The sequence below is a fragment of the Hydrogenophaga atypica genome (genome assembly GCF_042665215.1).
Lineage (GTDB): Bacteria > Pseudomonadota > Gammaproteobacteria > Burkholderiales > Burkholderiaceae_C > Hydrogenophaga > Hydrogenophaga defluvii_A.
In genome coordinates this window covers 24364-50307 of the sequence record NZ_JBHTCA010000019.1, presented here as the reverse complement: position 1 = coordinate 50307, position 25944 = coordinate 24364, and the positions used below count along the sequence as shown (strand labels likewise).

20 protein-coding genes and 1 pseudogene are annotated in these 25944 nt (G+C 66.1%); 7 read left to right on the top strand and 14 right to left on the bottom strand.

Features of this window, described 5'->3' with window-relative positions:
* Positions 1–3: 3 nt before the first annotated feature.
* A complete protein-coding gene (locus tag ACFQPB_RS18195) occupies positions 4–663 on the top strand; it encodes a TetR/AcrR family transcriptional regulator (RefSeq protein ID WP_382199862.1) in 660 nt (219 codons plus the stop codon).
* A gap of 23 nt (positions 664–686) precedes the next feature.
* Entirely contained in the window at positions 687–1463 is a 777-nt protein-coding gene (locus ACFQPB_RS18190; protein WP_382226336.1) for a tetratricopeptide repeat protein, read from the top strand.
* A gap of 137 nt (positions 1464–1600) precedes the next feature.
* Here ACFQPB_RS18190 and ACFQPB_RS18185 read toward each other — a convergent pair whose 3' ends face one another.
* A complete protein-coding gene (locus tag ACFQPB_RS18185) occupies positions 1601–3109 on the bottom strand; it encodes a wax ester/triacylglycerol synthase family O-acyltransferase (protein ID WP_382226333.1) in 1509 nt (502 codons plus the stop codon).
* Positions 3110–3206: 97 nt separating this feature from the next.
* On the opposite strand from ACFQPB_RS18185, the gene ACFQPB_RS18180 reads away from it, so the two are divergent.
* Entirely contained in the window at positions 3207–3461 is a 255-nt protein-coding gene (locus ACFQPB_RS18180; RefSeq protein WP_382199857.1) for an acyl-CoA-binding protein, read from the top strand.
* 12 nt (positions 3462–3473) lie between these two features.
* Here ACFQPB_RS18180 and ACFQPB_RS18175 read toward each other — a convergent pair whose 3' ends face one another.
* The 4 genes from ACFQPB_RS18175 to ACFQPB_RS18160 are packed head-to-tail and all read right to left on the bottom strand — an operon-like array spanning position 3474 to position 8168.
* Entirely contained in the window at positions 3474–4712 is a 1239-nt protein-coding gene (locus tag ACFQPB_RS18175; protein WP_382226330.1) for a CaiB/BaiF CoA transferase family protein, read from the bottom strand.
* Positions 4709–5032, bottom strand: coding sequence for a polyhydroxyalkanoic acid system family protein (locus tag ACFQPB_RS18170; protein ID WP_382226327.1), 324 nt, complete (start codon positions 5030–5032; stop codon positions 4709–4711). Before ACFQPB_RS18170 ends, ACFQPB_RS18175 begins: the two co-directional genes overlap by 4 nt.
* A 9-nt stretch (positions 5033–5041) precedes the next feature.
* Entirely contained in the window at positions 5042–6097 is a 1056-nt protein-coding gene (locus ACFQPB_RS18165) for an aminopeptidase (protein WP_382226325.1), read from the bottom strand.
* Between the two features lies 1 nt (position 6098).
* A complete protein-coding gene (locus ACFQPB_RS18160; RefSeq protein ID WP_382226323.1) occupies positions 6099–8168 on the bottom strand; it encodes a molybdopterin-containing oxidoreductase family protein in 2070 nt (689 codons plus the stop codon).
* Between the two features lie 98 nt (positions 8169–8266).
* Here ACFQPB_RS18160 and ACFQPB_RS18155 point away from each other — a divergent pair, with 98 nt between their 5' ends.
* Both ACFQPB_RS18155 and ACFQPB_RS18150 read left to right on the top strand, forming a co-directional pair.
* Entirely contained in the window at positions 8267–9475 is a 1209-nt protein-coding gene (locus ACFQPB_RS18155; protein ID WP_382226320.1) for a M20 aminoacylase family protein, read from the top strand.
* Between the two features lie 17 nt (positions 9476–9492).
* Entirely contained in the window at positions 9493–10590 is a 1098-nt protein-coding gene (locus ACFQPB_RS18150) for a M14 family metallopeptidase (RefSeq protein ID WP_382226317.1), read from the top strand.
* Here the strand turns inward: ACFQPB_RS18150 and ACFQPB_RS18145 are convergent.
* From ACFQPB_RS18145 to ACFQPB_RS18115, 7 genes are all read right to left on the bottom strand, one after another.
* On the bottom strand, positions 10587–11351 hold the full coding sequence (locus ACFQPB_RS18145) for a type III pantothenate kinase (protein ID WP_382226315.1): 765 nt from the start codon (positions 11349–11351) through the stop codon (positions 10587–10589). The genes ACFQPB_RS18150 and ACFQPB_RS18145 overlap by 4 nt on opposite strands.
* 45 nt (positions 11352–11396) lie before the next feature.
* Positions 11397–12818 (bottom strand): amidase, encoded by a 1422-nt coding sequence (locus ACFQPB_RS18140; RefSeq protein ID WP_382226312.1) that lies wholly within the window; start codon positions 12816–12818, stop codon positions 11397–11399.
* Complete coding sequence (locus ACFQPB_RS18135; RefSeq protein WP_382226309.1) at positions 12815–14326, bottom strand: M81 family metallopeptidase; 1512 nt, start codon at positions 14324–14326, stop codon at positions 12815–12817. The genes ACFQPB_RS18140 and ACFQPB_RS18135 overlap by 4 nt, the downstream gene beginning before the upstream one ends.
* Positions 14323–15954 carry a dipeptide ABC transporter ATP-binding protein gene (locus ACFQPB_RS18130; RefSeq protein ID WP_382226306.1) on the bottom strand — a complete coding sequence of 544 codons (1632 nt, stop codon included), beginning with the start codon at positions 15952–15954 and terminating at the stop codon, positions 14323–14325. Before ACFQPB_RS18130 ends, ACFQPB_RS18135 begins: the two co-directional genes overlap by 4 nt.
* 3 nt (positions 15955–15957) lie before the next feature.
* Complete coding sequence (locus tag ACFQPB_RS18125) at positions 15958–16830, bottom strand: ABC transporter permease (protein WP_382226303.1); 873 nt, start codon at positions 16828–16830, stop codon at positions 15958–15960.
* 1 nt (position 16831) lies between these two features.
* Positions 16832–17785 carry an ABC transporter permease gene (locus tag ACFQPB_RS18120; protein WP_382199835.1) on the bottom strand — a complete coding sequence of 318 codons (954 nt, stop codon included), beginning with the start codon at positions 17783–17785 and terminating at the stop codon, positions 16832–16834.
* Positions 17786–17884: 99 nt separating this feature from the next.
* Positions 17885–19480, bottom strand: a complete 1596-nt coding sequence (locus ACFQPB_RS18115; protein ID WP_382226300.1) for an ABC transporter substrate-binding protein — start codon at positions 19478–19480, stop codon at positions 17885–17887.
* A gap of 74 nt (positions 19481–19554) precedes the next feature.
* Here ACFQPB_RS18115 and ACFQPB_RS18110 point away from each other — a divergent pair, with 74 nt between their 5' ends.
* Positions 19555–21003 (top strand): amidase, encoded by a 1449-nt coding sequence (locus ACFQPB_RS18110; RefSeq protein ID WP_382226297.1) that lies wholly within the window; start codon positions 19555–19557, stop codon positions 21001–21003.
* A 306-nt stretch (positions 21004–21309) separates the two neighbouring features.
* Here the strand turns inward: ACFQPB_RS18110 and ACFQPB_RS18105 are convergent, their stop codons facing one another.
* Positions 21310–21717: a rhodanese-like domain-containing protein gene (locus ACFQPB_RS18105; RefSeq protein WP_382226380.1), complete on the bottom strand. Its 408-nt coding sequence runs from the start codon at positions 21715–21717 to the stop codon at positions 21310–21312.
* Between the two features lie 204 nt (positions 21718–21921).
* Positions 21922–22434 (bottom strand): annotated as a pseudogene (locus tag ACFQPB_RS18100) (MBL fold metallo-hydrolase); the annotation flags it as partial.
* Positions 22435–22599: 165 nt separating this feature from the next.
* Here ACFQPB_RS18100 and icmF point away from each other — a divergent pair.
* Positions 22600–25893 carry a fused isobutyryl-CoA mutase/GTPase IcmF gene (gene icmF, locus ACFQPB_RS18095; protein ID WP_382226294.1) on the top strand — a complete coding sequence of 1098 codons (3294 nt, stop codon included), beginning with the start codon at positions 22600–22602 and terminating at the stop codon, positions 25891–25893.
* The last annotated feature ends 51 nt before the right edge of the window (positions 25894–25944 follow it).

The following is a 25944-nucleotide window of genomic DNA, read 5'->3' as shown; positions in this document are numbered from 1 at the left end:
CCCATGGTCAAAAAAGCACCACGCCGCACCGCCGAACGCATTCTGGAGGTGACGCTGGACCTGTTCAACCGCTTCGGTGAACCCAACGTCTCCACCACCCTGATTTCTTCGGAGCTGGGCATCAGCCCGGGCAACCTGTACTACCACTACCCTGCCAAGGACGAGCTGATCAACTCCTTGTTCGACCGGTTCGACAAGTCACTCAACGAGCTGCTCAACGCAGCCGACGACGTGCGCAACGTGGAGGACGCCTGGTTCTTCATGCACACCTTGTTCGAACGCATCTGGCAGTACCGTTTTTTGTACCGCGACCTCAACGACCTCTTGAGCAAAAACCACCGCCTGGAAACCCGCTTCCAAGCCGTGCTCAAAAACAAGTCGCGTGCGGTGCGAGCCCTGCTGGCCGGCATGGTGCGTGGCGGCGCGGTGCACATCGACGGACGCGAGATCACCCCCACCGCCCACAGCATGGTGGTGGTGCTGACGTACTGGCTCAGCTACGAATACGTGCGCGACCCGCGCCATGCGCTGGAGCCGGGCAATGCAGAGCAGGCCCTGCTGCGCGGTGCGCACCACACGCTGCACCTGCTGGCACCGTACCTGGAACCCGGCCAGCGCACCCACCTGTTGGGCTTGGCGGGCGCTTACGACAACGACTTCTGACACGACCCACGAGGAGACCAGCCATGGCCAAATGGACCGCCTTCCCCCACACCGGCGACTACAGCTGGGACACCACCAGCGTGAAAAAGCAGTGGGCACGACTGCACCGGGGCGATTGCGAACCCCTGCCCAAAGACGCCGCCGTGCTGGCCGCCTGGGTGCTGTTCCACAACGGCGAGTTCCAGAAAGCCGCCGAAGCCGGGGCCAAAGCCGGTGGCGCGGGCATCACCGTGGCCAACAAGGCCACCGCCATTTACGCCAACTACCTCGAAGCCAAGGAAAAAACCAAACTTGACCTGTTCATGCAGGTGGCCGAGCAGGCCGAAGCCCAGCAGGCCACTGAACCGAACAACCCCAACGCCTGGTATTGGCAGGCCTACGCCCTGGGCCGCTACAGCCAGGGCATCAGCGTGGCCAAGGCACTGGCCCAAGGCCTGGGCGGCAAGGTCAAGGCCGCACTGGAGCGGGCCATCGCGCTGGAACCCAAACACGCCGACGCCCACATCGGCCTGGGCACCTTCCATGCCGAGGTGATCGACAAGGTGGGCAGCCTGATCGGCGGCATGACCTACGGGGCCAAGAAGGACACGGGGCTCAAACTGTTCCAGGCCGCCATCAAGCTCAACCCCACCTCGGCCATCGCGATGGTGGAATACGCCAACGGACTGGTGATGCTGGAGGGCGACAAGAAGATGAAGGAAGCGACGAAGCTGTATGAACAGGCCGCCGCCTGCGAGCCACTGGACGCCATGGAGCGGCTGGATGTGGACATGGCCAAGGAAGAACTGGAAGACGACTGAGCCGCATGACGCGGCCGATGCTCAGCGCAGACTTGGCGCCGGGCCGCCCCAAGCCAGTCAGCCCCCATGGGGGGCAGCGACCCGCGAAGCGGCGGAGCCCCGAGGCGAACCCGAAGGGTTTGCCTCGCAAGGGGGCGTCAGTCCTCCAGCCCCCACGGCAGCATCAGTGAGAGCGTGAGCAGCTTCTGAAACTCGGGCTCGAAGCGGTCGATGATTTGCTGCGGGTCGGGGCACAGGCCGGCGTCGGTGATGAGGCCAAACTGCACGCCACCGCCGTAGCTGAGGATGGACACGCCCACGCCGATGTCGCCAGAAGCTGGCACCCAGAACATGTTTTGCTCCAACGTGGCGCCACACAGCTGGAGCTTTTGCACCGGGCCGGGCACGTTGGTCATCACCGCGGTGGTCTTGCGGTGGAACAGCGCCAGCAGCAGGTCCTGCACCGGCTTGGCCAGTGTGCCGGCGATGGACAACACGCCATAAACCAACAAGGGCTGGGTGCTGCCCTTGAGGCCGTTCATCCGGCGCTTGACCTCGTACAGGCGCTCCACCGGGTTGGACAGGCCCAGTGGCAGCACCAGCGGCACCAGACCAAAACGGTTGCCCAGTTGCCAGGCCTGGTCCAGCGGGCGCAGGTTGACCGGCACCATGGCGCGGATCTCCTTGCCCGCCGTTTCCTCGCCGCGGTCTTGCAGGTAGGCACCCAAAGCACCAGCCACACAGGTCAACAGCACGTCGTTGACCGAACAGCCAAGCGCCTTGCCGATGGCCTTGACGTGGTCCAACGGCACCGGCTCACACCACGCAACGCGTTTGACCGGGCTGGCCAGGCCCTTGAGCCCCGTGGGCGAGTCATCGGGCATGAGCACCAGCTCGGCCAGATCGCTCAGCACCTGGCCGCCTAGGCGCGCCAGATCGGCCGATTGCCCGATGGTTTCGAGCAAGCCCTCCTGCGGGCGCGACAGCAAGTCCAGCGACCGGGCGGCACCATCGCCCGCCATGTTCAGCGCCTTCACGGTGGCCCCGGTCAATGGCTTGAGCACGTTGCCCGCCAACCAGGTTTCCAGGCTGGTCAATGGGTCGTCGGTCGGTCCCGTCGATGCGCGCTTGCGGCGCTCGGGGGGCGGCAGGCCACCATCGAACAGGCTCATCATCACCGAGATCAGCGCGATGCCATCGCCTATGCAGTGGTGTATGCGCGCGATCATGGCCGAGCCACCGTCGTAGGTTTCAATCAACTCGAAGTCCCACAGCGGGTGGCGCCTGTCCAGCGGCCGCATGGCCAGCTCGGCCACACGCGCCTGCAGCGCCGCGCGTTCGCTCTGGCCGCGCCGAAGTTTGAGCTGGCCGCGCCGCACATGGTGGTGGATGTCGAAGTCGCGGTCGCGTACCCAGGTGGCGCCGGCCGCATCTTCCACCACCCGCTGCAAAAAGCGCGGGTATTTGGACAGCCGCGTCAACAAACGCTCGCACAGCGCGTCAAAGTCCACACCGGGCCTGAACACCCACACACCCACGATCATCATGAGGTTGGCAGGCGAGTCCATGCGCAGCCAGGCGGTGTCCACCTTGCTCATGCGTTCACCGCGCAAGCCCAGCGTGCCGGTCACGGCGCGGGCGACACTTTTTTGAAGACGGGTGGCCATCGGTGCGTTCTGGTGTGAAAGCTCTATTGTGTGCGGTGCCTGCCCCGTAAGATACCGCCCGCCACTACCCACAAACCCGAACCCCCGGAGACCTTTCATGTCCGATCTCAAAGCCACGTTCGAAGCCGCCGTCGCCAACTCCAAGAGCCTCAGCGAGCGCCCGGACAACAACACGCTGCTGCAGATCTACGCCCTGTACAAGCAGGCCACCGCTGGCGACATCACCGAGAAAAAACCCGGCTTCGGCGACATGGTGGGGCGGGCCAAGTGGGACGCCTGGAACAAACTCAAAGGCACCAGCAACGACGCCGCCATGCAGCAGTACGTTGACCTGATCAAGTCGCTGAGCTGAAGCGTTCACGCATCAGGCCACCACGCCGCGCTCGCGCAGCGCGGCGATCTGCGCGTCGGTGAGGCCCACCTCGCGCAACACGGCCTCGGTGTCCTGGCCCAAGGCGGGCGCATTGCGCCGGTGGCGGCCAGGCGAAGCACTCAGGCGGGGCACAAAACCGGGCACCAGCACATCGCTGCCATCGTCCATCCGCACCGACTGCAACATGCCACGCGCGGCGTAGTGCGGGTCGGCCGCGATGTCGGCCACGGTGTAGATTTTTCCCGACGGCACCTCGGCGGCCTCCAGTGCGCGCAACACCTCATCGGCTGTGAGGCGCGACGCCCACGCGCCAATCGCCGCGTCGATTTCGCCCACCCGCGCCACGCGCCCGGCGTTGTTCTGCATATCGGGAGCTGCGCCCAAATCATCGCGTCCGATACACGCCATCAAACGCCGGAAGATGCTGTCGCCGTTGCCGGCAATCAATACATGGCAACCATCGGCGCAGGTGTAGGCGTTGCTGGGCGCGATGCCGGGCAAGGCGCTGCCGGCCGGGCCACGCACGGCACCAAAGGCGCTGTACTCGGGCAGCAGGCTTTCCATGCAGTTGAACACGGCCTCGAACAGCGCCACATCCACCACTTGGCCCTGGCCTTTGGGGTGCTGGGGAGAGACGGTGGCGTGGCGGTGCTGCAAGGCCAGCAAGATGCCGATGACACCGTGCAGCGAAGCCAATGTGTCGCCAATGCTCACACCCACGCGCACGGGCACACGGCCGGGTTCGCCGCTGAGGTGGCGCAGGCCGCCCATGGCCTCGGCCACCACACCAAAACCGGGGCGGTCGCGGTAGGGGCCGGTCTGGCCGTAGCCGCTCACACTCAGCATGATCAGCCCCGGGTTCAGTGCCAGCAACACGTCGGGGCCCAGGCCCCAGTCCTCCATGGCGCCGGGGCGGAAGTTCTCGATCAGCACATCGGCCTCTGCGGCGAGCTTGCGCACAATGTCCTGCGCCTCGGGCTGGCGCAGGTCCAGCGCCACCGAGCGTTTGTTGCGCGACTGCACCTGCCACCAGACCGAGGTGCCGTTTTTCACCAGCCGCCAGCCACGCAGGGGGTCGCCCCCACCCTGACCGTTTTTGGGCGGCGGCTCGATCTTGACCACATCGGCACCAAAGTCGGCCAGGGTCTTGGCGGCGAAAGGGCCGGCGATGAGCTGACCAAGTTCCACCACCTTAAGGCCTTGCAGCGGGCCAGGCGTCACATCCGTCATGGTTTTTTCTTCTTCGCGGCCGGCTTGGCGGGCGCTGCGAGCAGTTGGTCGAGGTTCTTCACGATCTCGGCCTCGATCTTGTCCTTGAAGGCGCCGAGCAGAAAACCCAGCTGGGCATCGAGCTCAAAGCTGGCCTTGTTCACCCGCAGCGTGCCGGTGACGCCGGAGCGTTTGAAACACACCTCGTCCTCGACATCGCCCTCTTCGTAGGTGCACGCCATGCCGAACTCGCTTTCTGCCTGTTCGGCCCAGGCCCAGGCCACCTTGCGGGCCTTGGCCAGGCCCAGGGTGTGGTCGCGGTGGATGTGAAGGTTGGCCATGGGGAATCCTCAAAATCGTTGGGCAAGCAGGGCGCTGCGGCGTTCGTCCTTGGGCAGGCGGGCCAGCACGCGCACCGCATCATAAAACCGCGCAAAGTCGCGGCCCTCTCGCTCGAACAGGGCCTCAAAAGCCGGCACCAGTTCGTCGTACGCGGCCTGGGCCGCAAACAGGGCGTTGTTGGCCTGGAGGGCCCAGGCGTCGTAGCCAGCAAAGCCGTTCCAATGCACCTTCAAAGCGTCGTAGCCGCTGCGGAAACCCGCCATGGCCGCGTGTTTGGCGGTCAGGCGCTGGGTGCGGTCGGGCAGCGCGTAGGCCACACGCAGGGCGTCACGGGTCTGCCGCGCCAGGGCACGGAACTGCTGCCGGCGTTCGTCAAAACGCGCGTAGTCGGTCCGCGCGGCTTCGCTGGCCGTGGCCTGCCAGCGCGCGCCGCCCAGGCGCTCCACCGCGGTGGCAAAGGACTCGTTGAACACCGTGTCGTCGCGCACGTAGACCACCTGGTGCGCCAACTCGTGGAAGATCAGCCGCGCCAGTTCGCCTTCGGGGTAACCGATGAAGGTGCTCAGCAGCGGATCACCGCCCATCCAGTTGGTCCAGCCCAGGGTGGAGTAGGCCGGCACCGGGTAGACGCCCAGCTCCAGCGCCGGCTCGGCTTGGCGCACGGCGTCGGCAAAGGCGCGCGCCTCGGCTTCGTCGAAATAGCCTCGGTAGCCCACGCAGCCCAAGGCCAGAAAACACCACTGCTTGAGCTGCAGCGCGTCGTCGGGTGCGGCCACCACGTTCCACACCGCCGCGCGGCGCTTGAGGTCGGCATAGCGCGTGTAACTGGCGTTGTCGGGCAAGCCCAACTCGGTGACAGCGAAGCGGCGCAGGTGTTGGGCTTGCTGGAGTTTCAGGCGCAAGGCGGCACTGGTTTGGGCGTCGGCCAGCCAATCGTCCACCGACCGCGCAGCGCGCACCATCTGCAGGTGCCCGCTGACCGACTGCCAGTAGTAGCCCGGGTCCAGTGTGGCGCTGCAGCCGACGAGCAGCAACGCACACAGCGCCAGCCAAACCCGCCTCATGTCACGCCGTTTCCACCTGCACGTGGCAGTCGTAGAACGTGGGCGCACGGCCGATGTCGGTCAGGCGCTGGCTGGTGAGCTGGTTGACATTGGTGCCACGCAGGCCGAACTTGCGCCACCAGATGCCCAAACCATTGACCACGCCAGGGCGGGCGCGTTCGCTCACGCGGACCGCGCAGTGGTAATCACCGCGCTCGTTGAACACCCTCACCGTGCTGCCGTCCGAGATACCGCGTGCGGCGGCGTCTTGCGGGTGGATTTCCAGCACCGGCTCGCCCTCGATGTCACGCAGGCTTTTCACGTTGACGAAGGTGGAGTTGAGGAAGTTGCGCGCGGGCGGCGAGATCATGGCCAGCGGGTAGTCCGCGTGGGCACCGCCCGGTTCGAAGTTGGGCAGGTGGTCGGGCAAGCCGTCTTGCCCCATACGCGCCAGCGCTTCGCTGAAAAAGGTGCACTTGCCGGAGGGCGTGGGAAAGCCCCCTTCGGCAAAAGGCGCGTCGGGCACCGGCAACGACACAAAGCCCTGCGCCAGCAAGGTGTTGAAGTCCACCTCGCGGCCAAAGGCCTGGCGGCACATGGCTTCGTCGCTGTCCTGGAAACAGGCCTCGCCAAAACCCAAACGCTGCGCGAGGTCGCGGAAGATCTGGCTGTTGGGCCGGGCCTGCCCTTGGGGCGCGATGGCCGGGCGGTTGAGCAACACGTCGGTGTGGCCGTAGGTGCTGTGGATGTCCCAATGCTCCAGCTGGGTGGTGGCGGGCAGCAGGTAGTCGGCGTGGTCGGCCGTGTCGGTCTGGAAGTGCTCGATCACCACCGTGAACAGGTCATCGCGTGCAAAGCCCTGCACCACCTTGGCCGACTCGGGCGCTACCGCCACCGGGTTGCTGTTGTACACAATGAGCGCCTCGATGCGTGGCCCAAACTCGCGCGAACTGGGGCGCAGCAGGTCGTCGCCGATGGTGCTCATGTTGATGGTGCGCGGGCGCCGTCCCGCCAGCAAGTCGGGCCGCTGCAAGGCGGCGCGCTGGATGGGAAACTGGCTGGAGCTGCTGAGCAAGAGGCCACCCGCGCGGTGGCGCCAGGCGCCCACCAGCGCGGGCAGGCAGGCCACGGCGCGCACCGCGTTGCCGCCGCCGCGCACGCGTTGCATGCCGTAGTTCAGGCGGATGGCCACCGGCTCGCCACGGCGTGCGGTCTCGCCGTAGTCGCGCGCCAGTTGGCGTATCTGCTCTACCGGCACGCCACACACTTCAGCGGCGCGCTCAGGGGGCCACTCCAGCGCCCTGGCACGCAAGGCGTCCCAGCCCTCCGTGTGGCGGGCGATGTAGTCGTGGTCCAGCCAATCGTGGGTGATCAGCTCGTGCATGAGCGCCAACGCGAGCGCGGCGTCGGTGCCCGGCACCAGGGCGATGTGCTCGTGGCATTTCTCGGCGGTTTCGGTCTTGCGCGGGTCGATGCAGACCAGGCGCGCGCCGTTGCGTTTGGCCTGCTGGGCCAGGCGCCAGAAATGCAGGTTGCTGCCAATCGAGTTGCTGCCCCAGATCAGGATCAGCCGGCTCTCAGCAAAAAACTGCACCTTCATGCCCACCTTGCCGCCGTAGGTGTGGGTGAGCGCCTCGGCACCGGCGCTGGCGCAAATGGTGCGGTCCAGCAGCGAGGCGCCCAGGCGGTGGAAGAAGCGCGCTGCCATGCCGTCGCTCTGCACCAGGCCCATGGTGCCGGCGTAGCTGTAGGGCAGGATGGCCTCGGGGTTCTTGCTGGCGATGATCTGCAGCCGGGTGGCGATGGCGTTGAGCGCCTCGTCCCAGCCCACACGCACAAAGCGACCGCCACCCTTGGGCCCCACGCGCTTCATGGGATACAGCAGGCGCTCGGGGTGGTAGCTGCGCTCGGTGTACTTGGACACCTTGGCACACAACACGCCGTCGGTCATGGGGTGTTGGGGGTTGCCCGCGACCTTGACCGCCACGCCGTTTTCCACCGTGGTGAGCAGGGCGCAAGTGTCGGGGCAATCGTGCGGGCAGGCGCCACGCACCACCACCGGAACGGCGGCAGGGGACAGTGAGGTACTCATGCGCCACATTGTGCCGTGGGGACATTGGGAACGCCACGGCTGCGCCTTGCCACTGACACTGCTACGATGTTTCTTTACACCTCAACGACCTTGAGCCCATGAAACTCATCGACAGCATCGTGACCCAGGCCGCCGGCATTGCCGCCGTGCGACGCGAAATCCACGCCCACCCCGAACTGTGTTTCCAGGAAGTGCGCACCGCCGACCTGGTGGCCGCCAAGCTCACCGAATGGGGCATCCCCATCCATCGGGGCCTGGGCACCACAGGTGTGGTGGGCATCATCAAAGGACGTGACGGAGGCGCCTGTGGCCGCGCCGTGGGCTTGCGCGCCGACATGGACGCCCTGCCCATGCAGGAGTTCAACACCTTCGCACACGCCAGCAAACATGCCGGCAAGATGCACGCCTGTGGCCACGACGGCCACACCGCCATGCTGCTGGCAGCCGCCCAACACTTTGCCAAACACCGCGACTTCGACGGCACCGTTTACCTGATCTTCCAACCAGCGGAAGAAGGCGGCGGCGGCGCGCGCGAGATGATCAAGGAAGGCCTGTTCGAGCAGTTCCCCATGCAAGCCGTTTTTGGCATGCACAACTGGCCGGGTGCGGCGGTGGGCACGTTTGCGGTCAGCCCCGGCCCGGTGATGGCCTCCAGCAACGAGTTCAAAATCACCATTCGCGGCAAAGGCAGCCACGCCGCACTGCCCCACAACGGCATCGACCCGGTGCCGGTGGCCTGCCAGATGGTGCAGGCCTTCCAGACCATCATCAGCCGCAACAAGAAGCCGGTGGACGCGGGCGTGATCTCCGTCACCATGATCCACGCCGGCGAGGCCACCAACGTGGTGCCCGACAGCTGCGAGCTGCAAGGCACGGTGCGCACCTTCACGCTGGAGGTGCTGGACCTGATCGAAAAGCGCATGGAAGAGATCGCCCGCCACACCTGCGCGGCGTTTGATGCCACCTGCGAATTTGAGTTTGTGCGCAACTACCCGCCCACCGTCAACAGCGCGGCCGAGGCCAACTTTGCCCGCCAGGTGATGGCAGGCATCGTGGGCGAGCCCAACGTGCAGGTGCAGGAACCCACCATGGGTGCCGAAGACTTTGCCTACATGCTGCAGGCCAAACCCGGCGCCTATTGCTTCATCGCCAACGGCGACGGTGCCCACCGCGAGATGGGCCACGGCGGCGGCCCCTGCACCCTGCACAACCCCAGCTACGACTTCAACGACGACCTGATCCCGCTGGGCGCCACCTATTGGGTGGCGTTGGCCACACAGTGGCTGGCCAAGCCCACCCAAGCCTGAGCATTCAAGGAGCTCCCATGATCGATGTGAACGCGGCCTTCTCGGCCCGGTACGCGCAGGCGCGTGTCAAGTTCCTGGAAGGTGCGGCCGCTGCTGGCATGGCCATCCGCTCGTTTGAGCACCCACTCAAAGGCCGCGACGGCGAAACCCTGGCCATGGACGTGGCCCTGGACGGCCCGGCCGACGCGCAGAGCCTGCTCATCGTCAGCAGCGCCTGCCACGGTGTGGAAGGCTATTGCGGCTCGGGTGTGCAGGTGTTTGCCACGCACGATGCCGAGTGGCGCGCCAAGGCCGGTGCCGCTGGTGTGGCCGTCCTCTACATCCACGCGCTCAACCCCCACGGCTTTTCGCACGTGCGCCGCGTGACCAACGAAAACGTGGACCTGAACCGCAACTTCCAGGACTTCTCGCAGCCGCTGCCCGTCAACGCCGCCTACGCCGAGATCCACGACCTGCTGTTGCCCGCCCAATGGCCGCCCACGGCCGAAAACACCGCAGCCATCGGCAACTACATCGCAAGCAACGGGCAGTTGAAGTTCCAGGCCGCCGTCTCACAAGGCCAGCACCAGTTTGCCGACGGCCTGTTCTTCGGTGGCACCGCACCCACCTGGAGCAACATCACGTTGCGCGAGGTGCTGCGCACCTACGGTCGGCAAGCCAAGCGCCTTGCCTGGATCGACCTGCACACCGGCCTGGGCCCCAGTGGTTTGGGCGAGCGGATTTTTGCCTGCAAGGACGACAAAGCCGCGTTCGAACGCGCCAAGGCCTGGTGGGACCCCAAGGGCGAGACCCGCATCACCTCCATCTACGACGGCTCGTCCACCTCCGCCTTCCTGACCGGCCTGATGTGGATGGCCGCCTACCAAGAGTGCCCGCAGGCCGAATACACCGGCATCGCCATGGAGTACGGCACCCTGCCCTTCAACGAGGTGAGCCAGGCCCTGCGCGCCGACCACTGGTTGCACAAGCACCCAGAAGCGCCTGCGGAGCAACACGCCGCCATCAAACAACAACTGATGGACGCGTTCTACACCGACACCGACGCCTGGCGCGGCCAAATCATCAGCCAGGCGCGGCAGGCCATGTTCCAGGCGGTGGATGGGTTGTCGGCCTAACCAAACCGGCGGGAGGCGATTTCCAGCAGCCCGTCAAAAATCAGGCTCTCCACCAGCTCGCACTGCACCGACATGCTCGGTGCCATTTTCCAGCCGGCGCCGCCGGTCATGAAAACCACCGGCTCCTCGCCCGTGTGGTGCTTGAGGTTTTCCACCATGCGCTGCACCGCGCCGGCGATGGCGAAGGTGCCGCCGCTGGTGAGCGCATCGCTGGTGTTGGTGGGGAAGTCGCGCACCTCGCCGGTGGGCACATGCAGGCCGGCCGTGCCCGATTCGAGCGCGCGCAGCATGATGCCGTGGCCCGGCAGGATGATGCCGCCCAGAAAGCGGCCGCTGGCGTCGATGGCCTCCACCGTGACCGCCGTGCCCACCATCACCACCACACAAGGTTTGTGCCGGCCGCTGACGCGCAGGTGCTGCAAGGCGCCGATCATGGCGATCCAGCGGTCGGAACCCAGGCGCGCGGGGTGGTCGTAGCCGTTGGTGAGGCCGGCTTCCGCGTTGCCCGACACCACCCACTGCGGCGTGGTGTCCCACAGCTCCATCTGCTCCTCGACCCGGCGTTTCACCGCGTCCCCCGCCACCACACACCCCAGCATGCGGTGTGGCACGGGCAAAGCGGCCCAATCGCCCTCGGCCAGGGTTTCGATGTTCTCGAGGAATTGCGCACCGTGCGCCAGCACGCGGGCGCCCAACTGCGGGCTTTCATACATCGCCCACTTCAGGCGCGTGTTGCCGACGTCCAGTGCCAGAAAAGTCATGCGCGCATTATGACCAAGCCGTGACGGGGGTTTTCCCGGCCCGGCTCAGGCGGTCAACACGGGCCGAGGAATGGGGTGCACACGCTCGTAAGCCCGCGCTGCGCGCAGCACCTGCGCATCGCCAAACATGGGCCCCACCATCTGCAAACCGATGGGCAAACCGTCGCGCGTGAGGCCACAGGGGATGGTGCAGGCCGGTTGCTGCGTGAGGTTGAAGGGGTAGGAAAACGGCGTCCAGCCCAACATGGCTTCGGGGTCCATGGGCGTGTGGCCGGCCGGCTTCGCGTCAAAGGCCGGCACGGACACGGCTGGCGTCACCAGCAGATCAAAACGCTGCATGAACTGCCGCATGTGCGAGCCCAAGGCGCCCCGCTTCAGGTTCAGCTGCTGCACCTGCAGCGCGCTGTAGCGGCCACCGATCTCGGCCTCGGCGCGGAAGTCGGGGTCGGTCAGCGCCTGCTGCTCAGGGCTCAAGGTGTTCCACACCGTCCAGGCACCCAAAAACCACAGGCCGGTGCTGATGTCCAAGGGGTCATCAAAGCCGGGGTCCACCTGCTCCACCACCGCGCCCAGATCGGCCAGTTGTTGCACCGCCGCGTCCACCGATGCGGCCACCTCAGGGTGCACGTTTTTGGCATAACCCAGCGTGGGCGAGTAGGCGATGCGCCAGCCCCGTATGCCGTCGTCGAGACCGTTCAGGTAGTCGGTGCTGTCGGGTGGCAATGACGTCCAGTCGCGCGCGTCCGGCTGCTTGATGACGTTCATCATCAGCGCCGCATCACGCACGCTCATGGTGTGCGGCCCCAGGTGCGCCACCGTGCCAAAAGGCGACAGCGGGTAGGCCGGCACACGCCCGAAACTGGGCTTGAGGCCGAAGTTGCCGCAGAAGGCGGCTGGGATGCGCACGCTGCCCGCGCCGTCGGTGCCCACACTCAGCGGCCCCATGCCGGCGGCCACGGCCGCAGCGGTGCCTCCGGACGAGCCGCCAGGCGTTTTGGCCGGGTTCCATGGGTTGCGGGTGATGCCGGTCAGCGGCGAGTTGGTTTCGCCCTTGCAGCCGAATTCGGGCGTGGTGGTTTTGCCCAGCAGCACCGCGCCAGCCTCGCGCAGGCGGGCGGTGGCGGGGGCGTCCACGTCCCAAGGCTGGTCGGGGTTCACGGTGCGGCTACCCCGCAGCGTGGGCCAGCCTTGGGTGAGGATGAGGTCCTTGATGGAGGTGGGCACGCCGTCCAGCGGGCCACAGGGCGCGCCTTGTTGCCAGCGCGCTTCGCTGGCGCGGGCGCTGGCCAGGGCGGCTTCGTGGTCCACCACACAAAAGGCGCGCAGTTCGGGGTTGTGGCGGGCTATGCGGGCCAGTACCGCCTGTGTGGCCGACACGGGAGAGGCCTGCCCGCTGCGGTACAGGTCGAGCAGTTGCGAGGCGGAGCAATCTGCGAGGTCTGAGGGCAAGGCGGTGGGCTGGCTCATGGCGTTCTCCGTGTGGTGGCGGGCAGCTTTTTCCAGGGCAGGTCGGCCGGATCGGCGGCCATGGGGCCGGCGGCCTTGGCCACGATCACGCGCGAAGCGATGGGCGTGAAATCGGCGCGGAAGTGGTTGGAGCTTTTGACCACGATGAGCTTCATGCCCTCGGGCGTGATGCCCACCAGGCGCAGCAGCTCGCGGTCCAGCAGTTGCATCTTGCCGCTGACCACCGCCACCAACACGCCATCGATCTCCAGGCAGGCGCTGGCGCCCAGCTCCACCGTGAGGCCGGTCATCATCGCGCCTTTGAGCACGCAGCGCCCGTCGCTGACCGCACGCACCGTGAAGCGGCCTTGCACCGGCGCATCGCTGGGCAAGCCGGTGTAGGTGGGCACGGCGCGGCCCAGGGACAGGTCGATCTGCGCGCCCACGCCGGCCGCCACCGCCGCCTGTGCGGCCTCGGGGTCAAACAGCAGGCCAAGAGCAACTTGACCCGGGAAACGCTGCCCCGCGTGCTGCTGCAGCAAGGCGTGCAACATGCCGGTGGTGTTGCTGTCGCCGCCGGCGCCGGGGTTGTCCTGGGTGTCGGCCAACACCACGGGTTTGTCGGCGCGGGCGGCCAGGTCCAACGCGGCCTCGACCGCCTCGCGGGCGTCCAACCAATCCGGGCGCCACTGCGTGGGCTCGGCCACGCGCTTGTAAAGCAGCTCGCCGGCCAGTTGGGCCTGCTCGCCATAGCCCCACACCACGGCCCCACATTCGGCGAAGTCGGCAGCGGGGAAGCCCATGCAGAAGCTCAGCATGGCACCGTGGTCATCATCCAACGCGCGCAGGTAAGCGTAGAGGGTTTGCGCCGGCTCCATCCAGGTGCTCTGGGCGTTGAGCGGAATGAGGAAGGGCAGGCGGCGCCAAAACAGCACCTCGCGCCGGCCCAGGGCCAGCCGGCGCTGCAGCAGCTCGGCCGCCAAAGCGCCGGTGTCGGCCATGTCCACGTGCGGGTAGGTGCGGTAGGCCACCAGCGCATCGGCCTCGTGCAGCATGCGTTCGGTCACATTGGCATGCAAATCGAGGCTGGCGACGATGGGCACATCAGGCCCCACCAGGGCGCGCAGGCGGCCCAGCAACTCGCCTTCGCTGTCGTCGGCGTGTTCGGCCACCGCCGCGCCATGCAGGTCGAGGTAGATGCCGTCCAGGCCCTGCGGCAGCGCCGCGCGCACGTCATCGATGATGGCGGCGGCGATGCGCTCAAAGGCATCTTCGGTGACGTAGGACGAAGGCGTGGCGCCGGCCCAGGCCGAAGGCAGCAGCGTCCAGCCGTTGCGGCGCGCGGCCTGGATGAAACCACCCACGGGGATGTTGGCGTCGGCCAGCTGATCCGTCATGACCGGGCCGCGCACATAGGCGGGGAAGGTCTCGCCCGTCTGGAAGGCGGTCCAGTCGGCCAGACTGGGTGCGAAGGTGTTGGTCTCGTGCTGGTAGCCGGCGATCAGGATGCGGGTTGAACGGGGGGTCAAGGGGTGTCTCCGTGTGCCACGGCGGGCTGTGCGAAGTTGTGGCCGGGCGCGGCCTCGAACAGGCGCCGTGTGTAGTCTTGTTGGGGGTTGGCGTACAGCTCGGCGGTGGGGCCTTCTTCCACGATCTGTCCCTGGTGCATGACGATGACGCGGTCGCACAGTTGGGCGGCCACACGCAGGTCGTGGGTGATGAACAGCAGGCCCAGACCCAACTCGACCTGGATCTCGCGCAGCAGCGCCATGATTTGCGCCTGCACGCTCACATCGAGCGCGCTCACCGCCTCGTCGGCCACCAGCACCTGGGGTTTGCAAGCCAGGGCGCGGGCGATGGCCAGGCGCTGGCGCTGCCCACCCGAGAACTGGCTGGGGTAGCGCAGCAGGCCTTCGCGTGGCAGGCGCACTTGGTCCATCAGTTGCGCGGCCAGGGCCTCAGCCTCGGCGCGTGGCGTGCCAAAGTTGAGCGCGCCTTCGATCAGCGCCTCGCCAATGCGCATGCGCGGGTTGAGCGAGCGGTTGGGGTCCTGAAACACCACCTGCACCCGGTTGCGCAGCGGGCGCAGGCGCCCTTCGGGCAGGCGCGCCACTTCGGCGTCGCCCCAATAGGCCTTGCCTTCGGTGGGCTCGATGAGGCGCATGAGGCAACGCGCCAGGGTGGACTTGCCCGAACCCGACTCACCCACGATACCCACGGTTTCGCCGGCACGCACGGCCACACTGGCCGCCTGCAACGCACGGTGCTGGCGGGCGCGGCCCATCCAGTCGTGTGAGGTGTAGGTCTTGCCCACGGCCTCGCCGCGCAGCAGCGGTGCGCCGGTGGGCGTGGGCCGGGGCGGGGGCGGTGTGATGGACGGCACCGCCGCCAGCAGCATGCGGGTGTAGTCGGCCTGGGGACGGAACAACACGTCGTCGCGGCTGCCCTGCTCCACCGCGCAGCCTTTGTGCATGACCAACACCTCGTCGGCAATGTCGGCCACCACACCCATGTCGTGGGTGATGAAGAGGACCGCGCTGCCCTGCTCTTCCTGCAACTGCTTGATCAGACGCAGGATCTCGCGTTGCGTGGTCACGTCCAGCGCGGTGGTAGGCTCGTCGCAGATGAGCAGCGCGGGCTTGAGAATGACCGCCATGGCGATCACGATGCGCTGGCGCTGGCCACCGCTGAGCTGGTGCGGAAAGCTGCGCACCATGCGCTCGGGGTCGGGCAGCTTGACGCGGGCAAACATGTCGAGCACGGCCTGTCGGCGTTTGGCCACCGACCAGTCGGTGTGGGTGCGCAGCAGCTCGTCCACCTGGTCGCCGCAGGTCATCACCGGGTTGAGTGCGGTCATGGGTTCCTGGAACACCATGCCCATGGCCTGGCCGCGCAGCTGGCGCAGGCGCGCGGGCGGCGCGGCCAGCAGGTCTTCGCCCTTGAGCGCGATGCGCCCGCCGCCCACGCGCAGTTCGCGCGGCAGCAGGCCCATGACGGTGGTGGACATGACGGACTTGCCCGAGCCCGACTCGCCCACCACACACAAGGTGCGGCCGGGCGCAATCGACAGGCTCACGCGGTCCACCGCGTGGGGCCGGTCGGCACCGGCGGGCAGCGCCACCTGCAGGTTTTCAATGGAAAGAACGGGTGCGGCCATGGGTCAGGTGCGCTTGGCGAATTTGGGATCGAGCACGTCGCGCAGCCCATCGCCCAGGAGGTTGATGGCCAGCACCGTGGGCACCAGGAACATGGCCGGGAACAACACGTTGCCCGGGTACTGGCTGAACTGCACCCGGCCCTCGGCCATGATGTTGCCCCAGGTGGGCACGTCGGCCGGCAAGCCCAGGCCCAAGAAGCTCAGGATGGCCTCGGTCAACACCGCGCTGGCGGCGATGAAGGTGCCCTGCACGATCAGCGGGGCCAATGCGTTGGGCAGGATGTGCCGCCACAAAATGGTGGGTGTGGGCGTGGCCAGGGCCTTGGCGGCTTCCACGAAAGGCTCCTCGCGCAGGCTCAGCACCAGCGAGCGCACCAGGCGGGTGACGCGTGGGATTTCAGGCACGGCAATCGCCACCACCACCGTCCACAGCTGCGCGCCCAGTGCCGCCACCAGGGCGATGGCCAGCAGGATGGCGGGGATGGCCATGAGGCCGTCCATGAAGCGCATCAGCACCGCGTCCACCGCGCGGAAGTAGCCCGCCAACATGCCCAGCAGCGCCCCCATCAGCACCGCCACCGTGGCGGTGAACAGGCCCACCAGCAAGGACACACGCGTGCCATAGACGACACGGCTGTAGATGTCACGCCCGGCGTTGTCGCTGCCCATCCAGAAGGTGTGGGCCACGGTTTCGCCGCTGGGCAAGGCAAACTCGCCGCGCACACCCGAGGCGGTGTTGATGTGGCTGAAGTCCATGGCGGAGGGTTCGACCGTGCCCAGCCAGGGCGCGGCCGCTGCAATCGCCAGCAACAGGCCCAGCACCACGGCGCCGAAGCGGATGGCGTTGTTGCGCCAGAGTTTTTTGAGGATGCCCATGTCAGTACCTGATGCGGGGATCTAAAAAGAGGTAACTGAGATCGACCAGCAGGTTGATCAGCACATACAACACGCTGAACACCAGCACCAGGCCCTGGATGACGGGGAAGTCGCGGTTGAGCACCGCGTCCACCGTGAGCGAGCCCAGGCCCGGGATGGCGTAGACGGTTTCGGTGACGACCACACCCCCAATCAGCAGTGCGACGCCAATGCCCACCACGGTGACGATGGGCACGGCCGCATTCGCCAGCGCGTGGCGCAGCAGCACAGCAGATTCGCGTATGCCCTTGGCGCGCGCCGTGCGTATGTAGTCCTCGGTCAGCGCCTCCGACACGCTGGCGCGCGTGACCCGCGCGATCAGCGCCACGTAGATGGTGCACAGCGTGACCCAGGGCAGCACCAACTGCTGCGCCCAAGCCCCAACACCTTCGGACGATGGGCCGAACAGACGCCGGTAGCCTTGCACCGGCAGCCAGTTGAGCTGGATGGCGAACAGGTAGATGAGGATGTAGCCCACCACAAACACCGGCACCGAAAAACCCAGCACCGAGAAGCCCGACAGCAAGCGATCGAGCCAGCCCCCCATGCGCCAGGCCGCCAAGGTACCCAGCGGCACCGCCACCAGCACCGCCAGCACGATGGTGCCAAAGGCCAGCGACAGCGTGGGCTCCACACGTTGCGCGATCAGTTCGGTGACGGGCTTGCCCAGGTAGTAGGAATAGCCGAGGTCACCTTGCAGCACGCCGCCGATCCAGATACCGAACTGGGCCAACAAAGACCGGTTCAAACCCAACTGTTCGCGAATGCGTTCGATGTCGGCGTTGGTGGCGCTGTTGCCGGCAATCACCGCCGCCGGGTCGCCAGGGGTGAGGCGCAGGATCAGGAAAACCACCACGGCCACCACCAGCAAAACGGGCAGGATGGCGAGGAGGCGTTTGAGGAGGAATCTGAGCATCTGGGGTGGTCGGAAGACTGCAAAGTGCGATGGCAAAGAACACAAGCCGGGCCGAAGCCCGGCTTGTGCCGGCATCCATCACGCGGGAAAAAGCACCCTTCAGTTCTTCTTCACGTTCCAGTACACCTGCGCACCCGCCGGCACGATGCCGCTGACGTTGTCGCGCACGGCGGCCGGGTTGTTGTACTGGCCCAGGTGCACGTGCGAGGCGGTCTCGATGGCGCGCAGTTGCAGTTGTTCGGCCAGTTTTTTCTTCTCCGCATCGCTGCCGGCCTGGGCGAACTTGACCTTGAGCTCCTCAATCTGTTTGTCGTCCTGCCAGCCAAACCAGCCGTTGTCGCCGGCCGCGTTCATCATGGCCATGGTCAGCGGGTTCTGGATGTCACCGGCGGTCCAGGCGGTCATGAAGGCGTTCCAGCCGCCAGCGGCGGGCGCGTCCTTCTTGGCGCGGCGCGCCACCAGGGTGGCCCAGTCCATCTGCTGCATGTCCACCTTGAAGCCGGCGGCCTCCAGCTGCTGCTTGGCCACCAGGGGCAGCTTGGCGATGGAGGCCAGATCGGTGGGGCGCATCAGCAGCACCGGCTCGCCTTTGTAGCCCGCGTCCTTCAGCATCTGTGCGGCCTTTTTGGGGTCGGCGCTGCCGGTATAGAAGCTGGTGTTGTCGCTGGCGTACGGCGTGCCACACGGAAACATGCTCTTACAGAACTTGTACATGCCCGGCGTGCCCACCTGCGCCTTGAGGTGTTGCTCCTGCCCCAGCGCCACCATCGCGGCCTGGCGGATCTTCACGTTGTCAAAGGGCGGGTGTTTGTGGTTGAAGCGGAAGATGTACTGCAGACCCGCTGGTTGTGCATCCACCAGCTGCACCCCTTTGGTGGCCTTGAGCGATGCGTACTGCTCGAAGGTGGGCTGCTCGACGATGTCCACCTCGCCAGCCACCAGGGCATTGAACTGGGTCTGCGGGTCGCGGATGATGACCCACTCCACGCGGTCCACAAACACCGGCTTGCCGCCGGTGGTGCCGTTGGGCGCCTCGCTGCGCGACTTGTACTTGTCGTTCTTGACGTAGACCAGCTTTTCGCCCGGCTTGTACTCGGCCTGCACAAACTTGTAGGGGCCGGAGCCGATGTTGTCCTTGATCTGCTCACTGCCCGGTGTGGCCGCGATGCGCGCGGGCATGATGAAGGGCACGTTGCTGGACGGTTTGCCCAGGGCTTCGAGCATCACACCAAACGGTTGCTTGAGTTTGATGACAAAGGTTTTGGCATCGGGGGTGGCGTAGTCGGCCACACTTTTGGCGAGCACACCACCAAAGCTGTCGCGGCTGGCCCAGCGTTTGATGGAGGCCACCACGTCGGTGCTGGTGACGGGCGCGCCGTCATGGAACTCCAGGCCATCGCGCAGCGTGAAGGTCCAGGTCAGGTTGTCCTTGCTGACGTTCCACTTGTCCACCATCTGCGGCTTCACGGCGCCACTGGCATCGGTGCCAAACAGCGTGTCGTAAATCATGTAGCCGTGGTTGCGGGTGACGAAGGCCGTGGACCAGATCGGGTCCAGAATGGTCACGTTGGCATGCGGCACGATGCGCAGGGTTTTGGCCTGGACCTGGCCTTGGGCGTTGACGGCCAGGGGCATGACCATGGCTGCAGAAACAGCTGCCGCAGCAGCGATGGAAACCAGGGAACGACGCTTCATGAACACTCCAGTCAGAATGGGGGTTTGGTTGAAACTTCAAATATCGACGGTCACACCTGCAATATAGCGCCAACATGAGCCAGACGCCCTCCGACCTGACCCTGATGACAGCCGATGTGCTGTCGCAAGCCATTCACCAAAAGCAAGTGTCGTGCCGCGAGGTGATGGCGGCGACGCTGGCGCGCATCGATCGGGTGAACCCCCATGTGAACGCGATCGTGAGCCTGCGCGACGCGGACGTGCTGCTGGCCGAAGCCGATGCACGCGACGCCCAGTTGGCGCGTGGCGAATCCATGGGCTGGATGCACGGCATGCCACAGGCCATCAAAGACCTGTCCAACACCGCCGGCCTGCGCACCACCTTGGGTTCACCACTGATGCGCGACTTCGTGCCGTCCGAGGACGGGCTGATGGCCGCGCGCATGAAAGCCGCCGGTTGCATCGTGATCGGCAAGACGAACACGCCCGAGTTCGGGCTGGGTTCACACACCTTCAACAACGTGTTCGGCCCCACCCGCAACGCCTTCGATCTCACCAAGTCGGCGGGCGGCAGCAGCGGGGGTGCTGCGGTGGCGTTGGCCCAGCACCTGCTGCCAGTGGCCGACGGCTCGGACTTCATGGGCAGCCTGCGCAACCCGGCGGGCTGGAACCACGTGTTTGGGCTGCGCCCCTCACAAGGCCGTGTGCCCATGTGGCCGGCCAACGATGTGTGGCTGGCCCAACTGGGCACCGAAGGCCCGATGGGCCGCAGCGTGCGCGACGTGGCCATGCTGTTGTCCATCCAGGCCGGGCACGACCCGCGCACGCCGCTGAGCATTGCACAAGATGGGGGCGCTTTTGCCACGCCCCTGGACAGCGACCCGTCCGACCAACGCATCGGCTGGCTGGGCGATTTGAAGGGGCATTTGCCCATGGAGGCGGGTGTGCTGGACGTGTGTGAAGCGGCCCTGCACCGCTTCACCGACATGGGCTGCGAGGTGGACCACACCGCGCTGGGCATGGACCCTGCGGCGGTGTGGGACTGCTGGCTGGTGTGGCGCCAGGCGCTGGTGGGGCCGCGCATCGCGCCTTTTCTCATCAAACCCGACAACCGGGCGCACATCAAACCCGAGGCGCTTTGGGAGTACGACCAATCGCTCAAGCTCACCGGCGCGCAGTTGAACGCCGCCAGTGCGCAGCGCACGCGTTTTTTGCAGCAGATGCTGGCGCTGCTTGACCGCTTTGACGTGTTGGCGCTGCCGGTGGCGCAGCTGTGGCCGTTTGATGTGGACATGCGCTGGCCCACGGAAATTGCGGGCCGCCCCATGGACACCTACCACCGCTGGATGGAGGTGGTGATTTACGCGACGCTGGCCGGCCTGCCGGCCATCAGTGTGCCGGCGGGCTTCAACGCGCAAGGCCTGCCCATGGGCTTGCAGCTGATTGGCAAGCCACAAGGGGAGTTGGCATTGCTGCAGTTGGCGCATGCCTATGAAAAGACAGCGGTGGACTTGATGGCGGTTCGTCCACCGGCGCTTTCTTGAAGGCGCTCCCACTTGGTGTGCGAGATCGGTGCGACGGGGTGCGCTGCGCCGCTCGTGTCCTCCGCCGGCTGCGCCGGCTCCCCCTTTACCTCGCTCTGCAGCACACCCCGCCACACCGATCCGAGGCAGCGCTGGCACGTCACCGCAGGTTCACCTGCACTCGGGCGGAAAGCGCCGGGTGGCCCACGCAGTGAGGTAAAGGGGGAGCATCGCGCAGCGATGCGGAGGACACGAACGAAGTGGGCCACCCGGTGATTTCCGCCAGCGCCCACCAGCGCCCCCCCACCGCCCAAGGCCAGCAAAAATTCAGTTCTGCCGCCAAGGAAGCCCGTGCAACCGCCAGCCCCCACGCCGGCCCCGGTGGGCATCCGCATCCGGGTCCCCTTCGAAGCCTTCCAGGATGTTGTAGGCCACCAACCCCAACTCGGTGGCCCGCTTGGCGGCCGCAATGGAACGCACACCACTGCGGCACAACAGCACCACCTTTTGGCCAGCAGGCACGGCCGCGCGCAAGCCCTCGTCAAAACCAGGGTTCATGACCATGCCCGGCCACTGCTTCCAAGCCAACGGCACGGCGCCGGGCACAAAACCCACCCACTCGCGCTCGGCGTCGGTGCGCACATCCACCAGCACTGCCTCGCCGGCCTGCACCCAGTCCCACGCCAAGTGCGGCGACACGTCGCCTGCGTAACCCGCAGCGCTGCGCGGCTGCATCAGTTCGGCACCGTCGGCGTCGTGGCGAATGCCCGATGTGAGGTTGGCCGGCACGGCTTCGTCCATGCGCTTGGGGCGCGGCAGGTTGAGGGCATTCATGATGGCGACGAACTCGTCGCGCGTCTTGCCGGCCACCCGGGCGTTGTTCGCTTTTTCCCAGCCGATGGTGGACTGGGTCTGGCCCTTGTAGTCGTGCCCCGGCCACACCGTGGTGTCGTCGGGCAACTTGAACAAAACCTCGGTCAGGCTGCGGTACAGGTCCTCGGCGCTGCCCGACTGGAAATCGCTGCGGCCACAGCCGTTGATGAGCAAGGTGTCGCCGGTGAACACGTGGTGCGCATCGCCGGTGGACCACACGAAGCTCATGCTGCCCGCGGTGTGGCCAGGCGTGTGCAGGGCGCGGATTTTTTGCTGCCCAAAGACCAACTCTTCGCCGTCCTTCAACTGCACCGACGCGGTGGTGATGCCACACCCTGCGGGCGCCGCCGTTTTGGCACCTGCGAGTTCGGCCAGTTGTCCGGCGCTGGTGATGTGATCTGCGTGGGCGTGGGTTTCCACCGTCCACGCCAGTTGCAGGCCGTGGTCCTTCAGGCAGGCCAGGTCGCGCTCGATCTGCTCGTCCACCGGGTCGATGATCAGGGCCTGGCGGGTAGCGGGATCGAACAACACGTAGGTGTAGGTGCTGGAGGCGGCGTCGAAAAGCTGAATCGGCTTCATGGGTATTCCTGACAGGACACGGACAAATCGATGGTAATTCAGACACGCCAGACTGCGGGATTCCCGGGATGACACCGGCAGCGCTCTGCAGTACCATTGCGAATTGACGTTTACGTAAACGTCAATCAAGAACACCCCCGGCAGAGCCACCCACCCACCGACGCCATGACCGACCTGTCCGCCGAATTCAAAGCCCTGGCCAACTACCGCCCCACGCACAAGGTGCGTTTTGTCACCGCCGCCAGCCTGTTCGACGGCCACGACGCGGCCATCAACATCATGCGCCGCATCCTGCAGAGCATGGGTGCCGAGGTGATCCACCTGGGCCACAACCGCAGCGTGGACGACGTGGTGACCGCCGCCCTGCAGGAAGACGCACAGGGTATCGCCATCAGCTCCTACCAGGGCGGGCATGTGGAGTACTTCAAGTACATGGTGGACCTGCTTAAACAACGCGGCGGTGCCCACATCCAGGTGTTTGGCGGCGGTGGCGGCGTGATCGTGCCGCCCGAAATCCGCGAACTGCAGGCCTACGGCGTCTCGCGCATCTACAGCCCCGAAGACGGCCAGCGCATGGGCCTGGCCGGCATGATCGGCGAGATGGTGATGCGCTGCGACCAGGACCTGACGCCCTACGCGCCCACCTCGGTGGAGGCCATCCAGGGCCACGGCGAAATGCACTGGCGTGCGCTGGCGCAACTGATCACGGGGCTGGAAAACGGCAAAGCCGACGCCACCTTGGTGGTCCAACTCCACGAAGCCGCCAAGACCACCCAGGTGCCCGTGCTGGGCATCACCGGCACCGGCGGGGCCGGCAAGTCCTCTCTCACCGACGAGCTGATCCGCCGCTTCCGGCTGGACCAGAACGACGGCCTGCGCGTGGCGGTGATCTCCATCGACCCCTCACGCCGCAAGAGCGGTGGCGCGCTCTTGGGCGACCGCATCCGCATGAACGCCATCGGCCCCTGGCAGAACGGCCCGCGCGTGTTCATGCGCAGCCTGGCCACACGCGACTTTGGCAGCGAGATCAGCGCCGCGCTGCCCGACGTGGTGGCAGCCTGCAAGGTGGCGGGCTTTGATCTGGTGATCGTGGAAACCTCGGGCATTGGCCAGGGCGACGCGGCCATCGTGCCGCACGTGGACGTGCCCATGTACGTGATGACGCCTGAATTTGGCGCCGCCAGCCAGCTCGAAAAAATCGACATGCTGGACTTTGCGGAATTTGTGGCAATCAACAAGTTCGACCGCAAGGGCGCGCTCGATGCCCTGCGCGACGTGAGCAAACAGGTGCAGCGCAACAAAGAAGCCTGGACCACCCCCACCGAACAAATGCCGGTGTTTGGCACCATGGCCGCCCGCTTCAACGACGACGGTGTGACCGCGCTCTACCAGGGCCTGAAGGGCCGGCTGGCCACGCTGGGCCTGAAGCTGGGCGAGGGCCGCCTGCCCGTGGTGGACGTGCGCCACAGCACCAACCAAACGCCGGTGGTGCCCGGCGCGCGCATCCGCTACCTGGCCGAAATCAGCGACACCGTGCGTGGCTACAAAAAACGCGCCCGCGCCCAGGCACGCCTGGCACGCGAAATCCAGCAACTCACCGAGTCCGCCCGCATGCTGCGGGTGGACAAGCCCGACCGCGCCAAGGCCGCCGAAGCGGTGATCGACCTGGCACAAACGCGCGAGCTGCACCTGGACGCCGACGCGCGCAAGCTGCTCAAACAATGGCCGGAGATGCAGCAGGCTTACGCTGGCGATGAGTACGTGGTGAAAATCCGTGACAAGGAAATCCGCACCGCGCTGACCACCAAGTCCCTGAGCGGCACCACCATCCGCAAGGTCAGCCTGCCGCAGTACGAGGACCACGGCGAGATCCTCAAATGGCTGATGCTGGACAACGTGCCCGGCAGCTACCCCTACACCGCCGGCACCTTTGCCTTCAAGCGCGAAGGCGAAGACCCCACGCGCATGTTCGCCGGCGAAGGCGACCCCTTCCGCACCAACCGGCGCTTCAAGTTGGTGAGCGAAGGCATGCCCGCCAAGCGCCTGTCCACCGCCTTCGACTCGGTCACGCTCTACGGCAACGACCCCGACCTGCGCCCCGACATCTACGGCAAGATCGGCAACTCGGGCGTGAGCATTGCCACGCTGGACGACATGAAGGTGTTGTACGACGGCTTTGACCTCTGCAACCCCACCACATCGGTGTCCATGACCATCAACGGTCCTGCGCCCACCATCCTGGCGATGTTCATGAACACCGCCATCGACCAGAAGATCGCCAAGTTCAAGGCCGACAATGGCCGCGACCCCACCGACACCGAGATCGCCAAAATCCGCGAGTGGGCGCAGGCCAATGTGCGCGGCACGGTGCAGGCCGACATCCTGAAAGAAGACCAGGGGCAGAACACCTGCATCTTCTCCACCGAGTTCAGCCTGAAGGTGATGGGCGACATCGCCGAGTACTTTGTGCACCACAACGTGCGCAACTTCTATTCGGTGTCCATCTCGGGTTACCACATCGCCGAGGCCGGGACCAACCCCATCAGCCAGCTTGCGTTCACGCTGTCCAACGGCTTCACCTTCGTGGAGGCTTACCTGGCGCGCGGCATGCACATCGACGACTTCGCGCCCAACCTGAGCTTCTTCTTCAGCAACGGCATGGACCCGGAGTACACCGTGATGGGTCGCGTGGCGCGCCGCATCTGGGCCGTGGCGATGAAGGAAAAGTACGGCGCCAACGAACGCTCACAAAAGCTGAAGTACCACATCCAGACCAGCGGCCGCAGCCTGCACGCGCAGGAAATTCAGTTCAACGACATCCGCACCACGCTGCAGGCGCTGATCGCCATCTACGACAACTGCAACAGCCTGCACACCAACGCGTTCGACGAGGCCATCACCACGCCCACCGAAGACTCGGTGCGCCGCGCCATGGCCATCCAGCTCATCATCAACCGCGAGTGGGGCCTGGCCAAGAACGAGAACCCCAACCAGGGCGCTTTCATCATCGAGGAACTGACCGAGCTGGTGGAAGAAGCCGTGCTGGCGGAGTTCGAGCGCATCGCGGAGCGTGGCGGGGTGCTGGGCGCGATGGAAACCGGCTACCAACGCGGCAAGATTCAAGACGAATCCATGCACTACGAGATGCTCAAGCACACCGGCGAGCTGCCCATCATTGGCGTCAACACCTTCCGCAACCCGCACGGCGACACCACGCCCGAGACGCTGGAGCTGGCGCGCTCCACCGAGGCGGAAAAACAAAGCCAGCTGCAGCGCCTGACCGATTTCCACGCCCGCCATGCGGCCGAAGCGCCCGCCATGCTCAAGCGGCTGCAACAGGCCGTCATCGAGAACAAAAACGTGTTCGACGTGCTGATGGACGCGGTGCGCGTGTGCAGCCTGGGCCAGATCACCAACGCCTTGTTTGAGGTGGGTGGCCAGTACCGCAGAAACATGTAAATCAAAATTTCTGCGCTTGCCCGGCGGTGGTGGTTATGATTTTGTAACCAT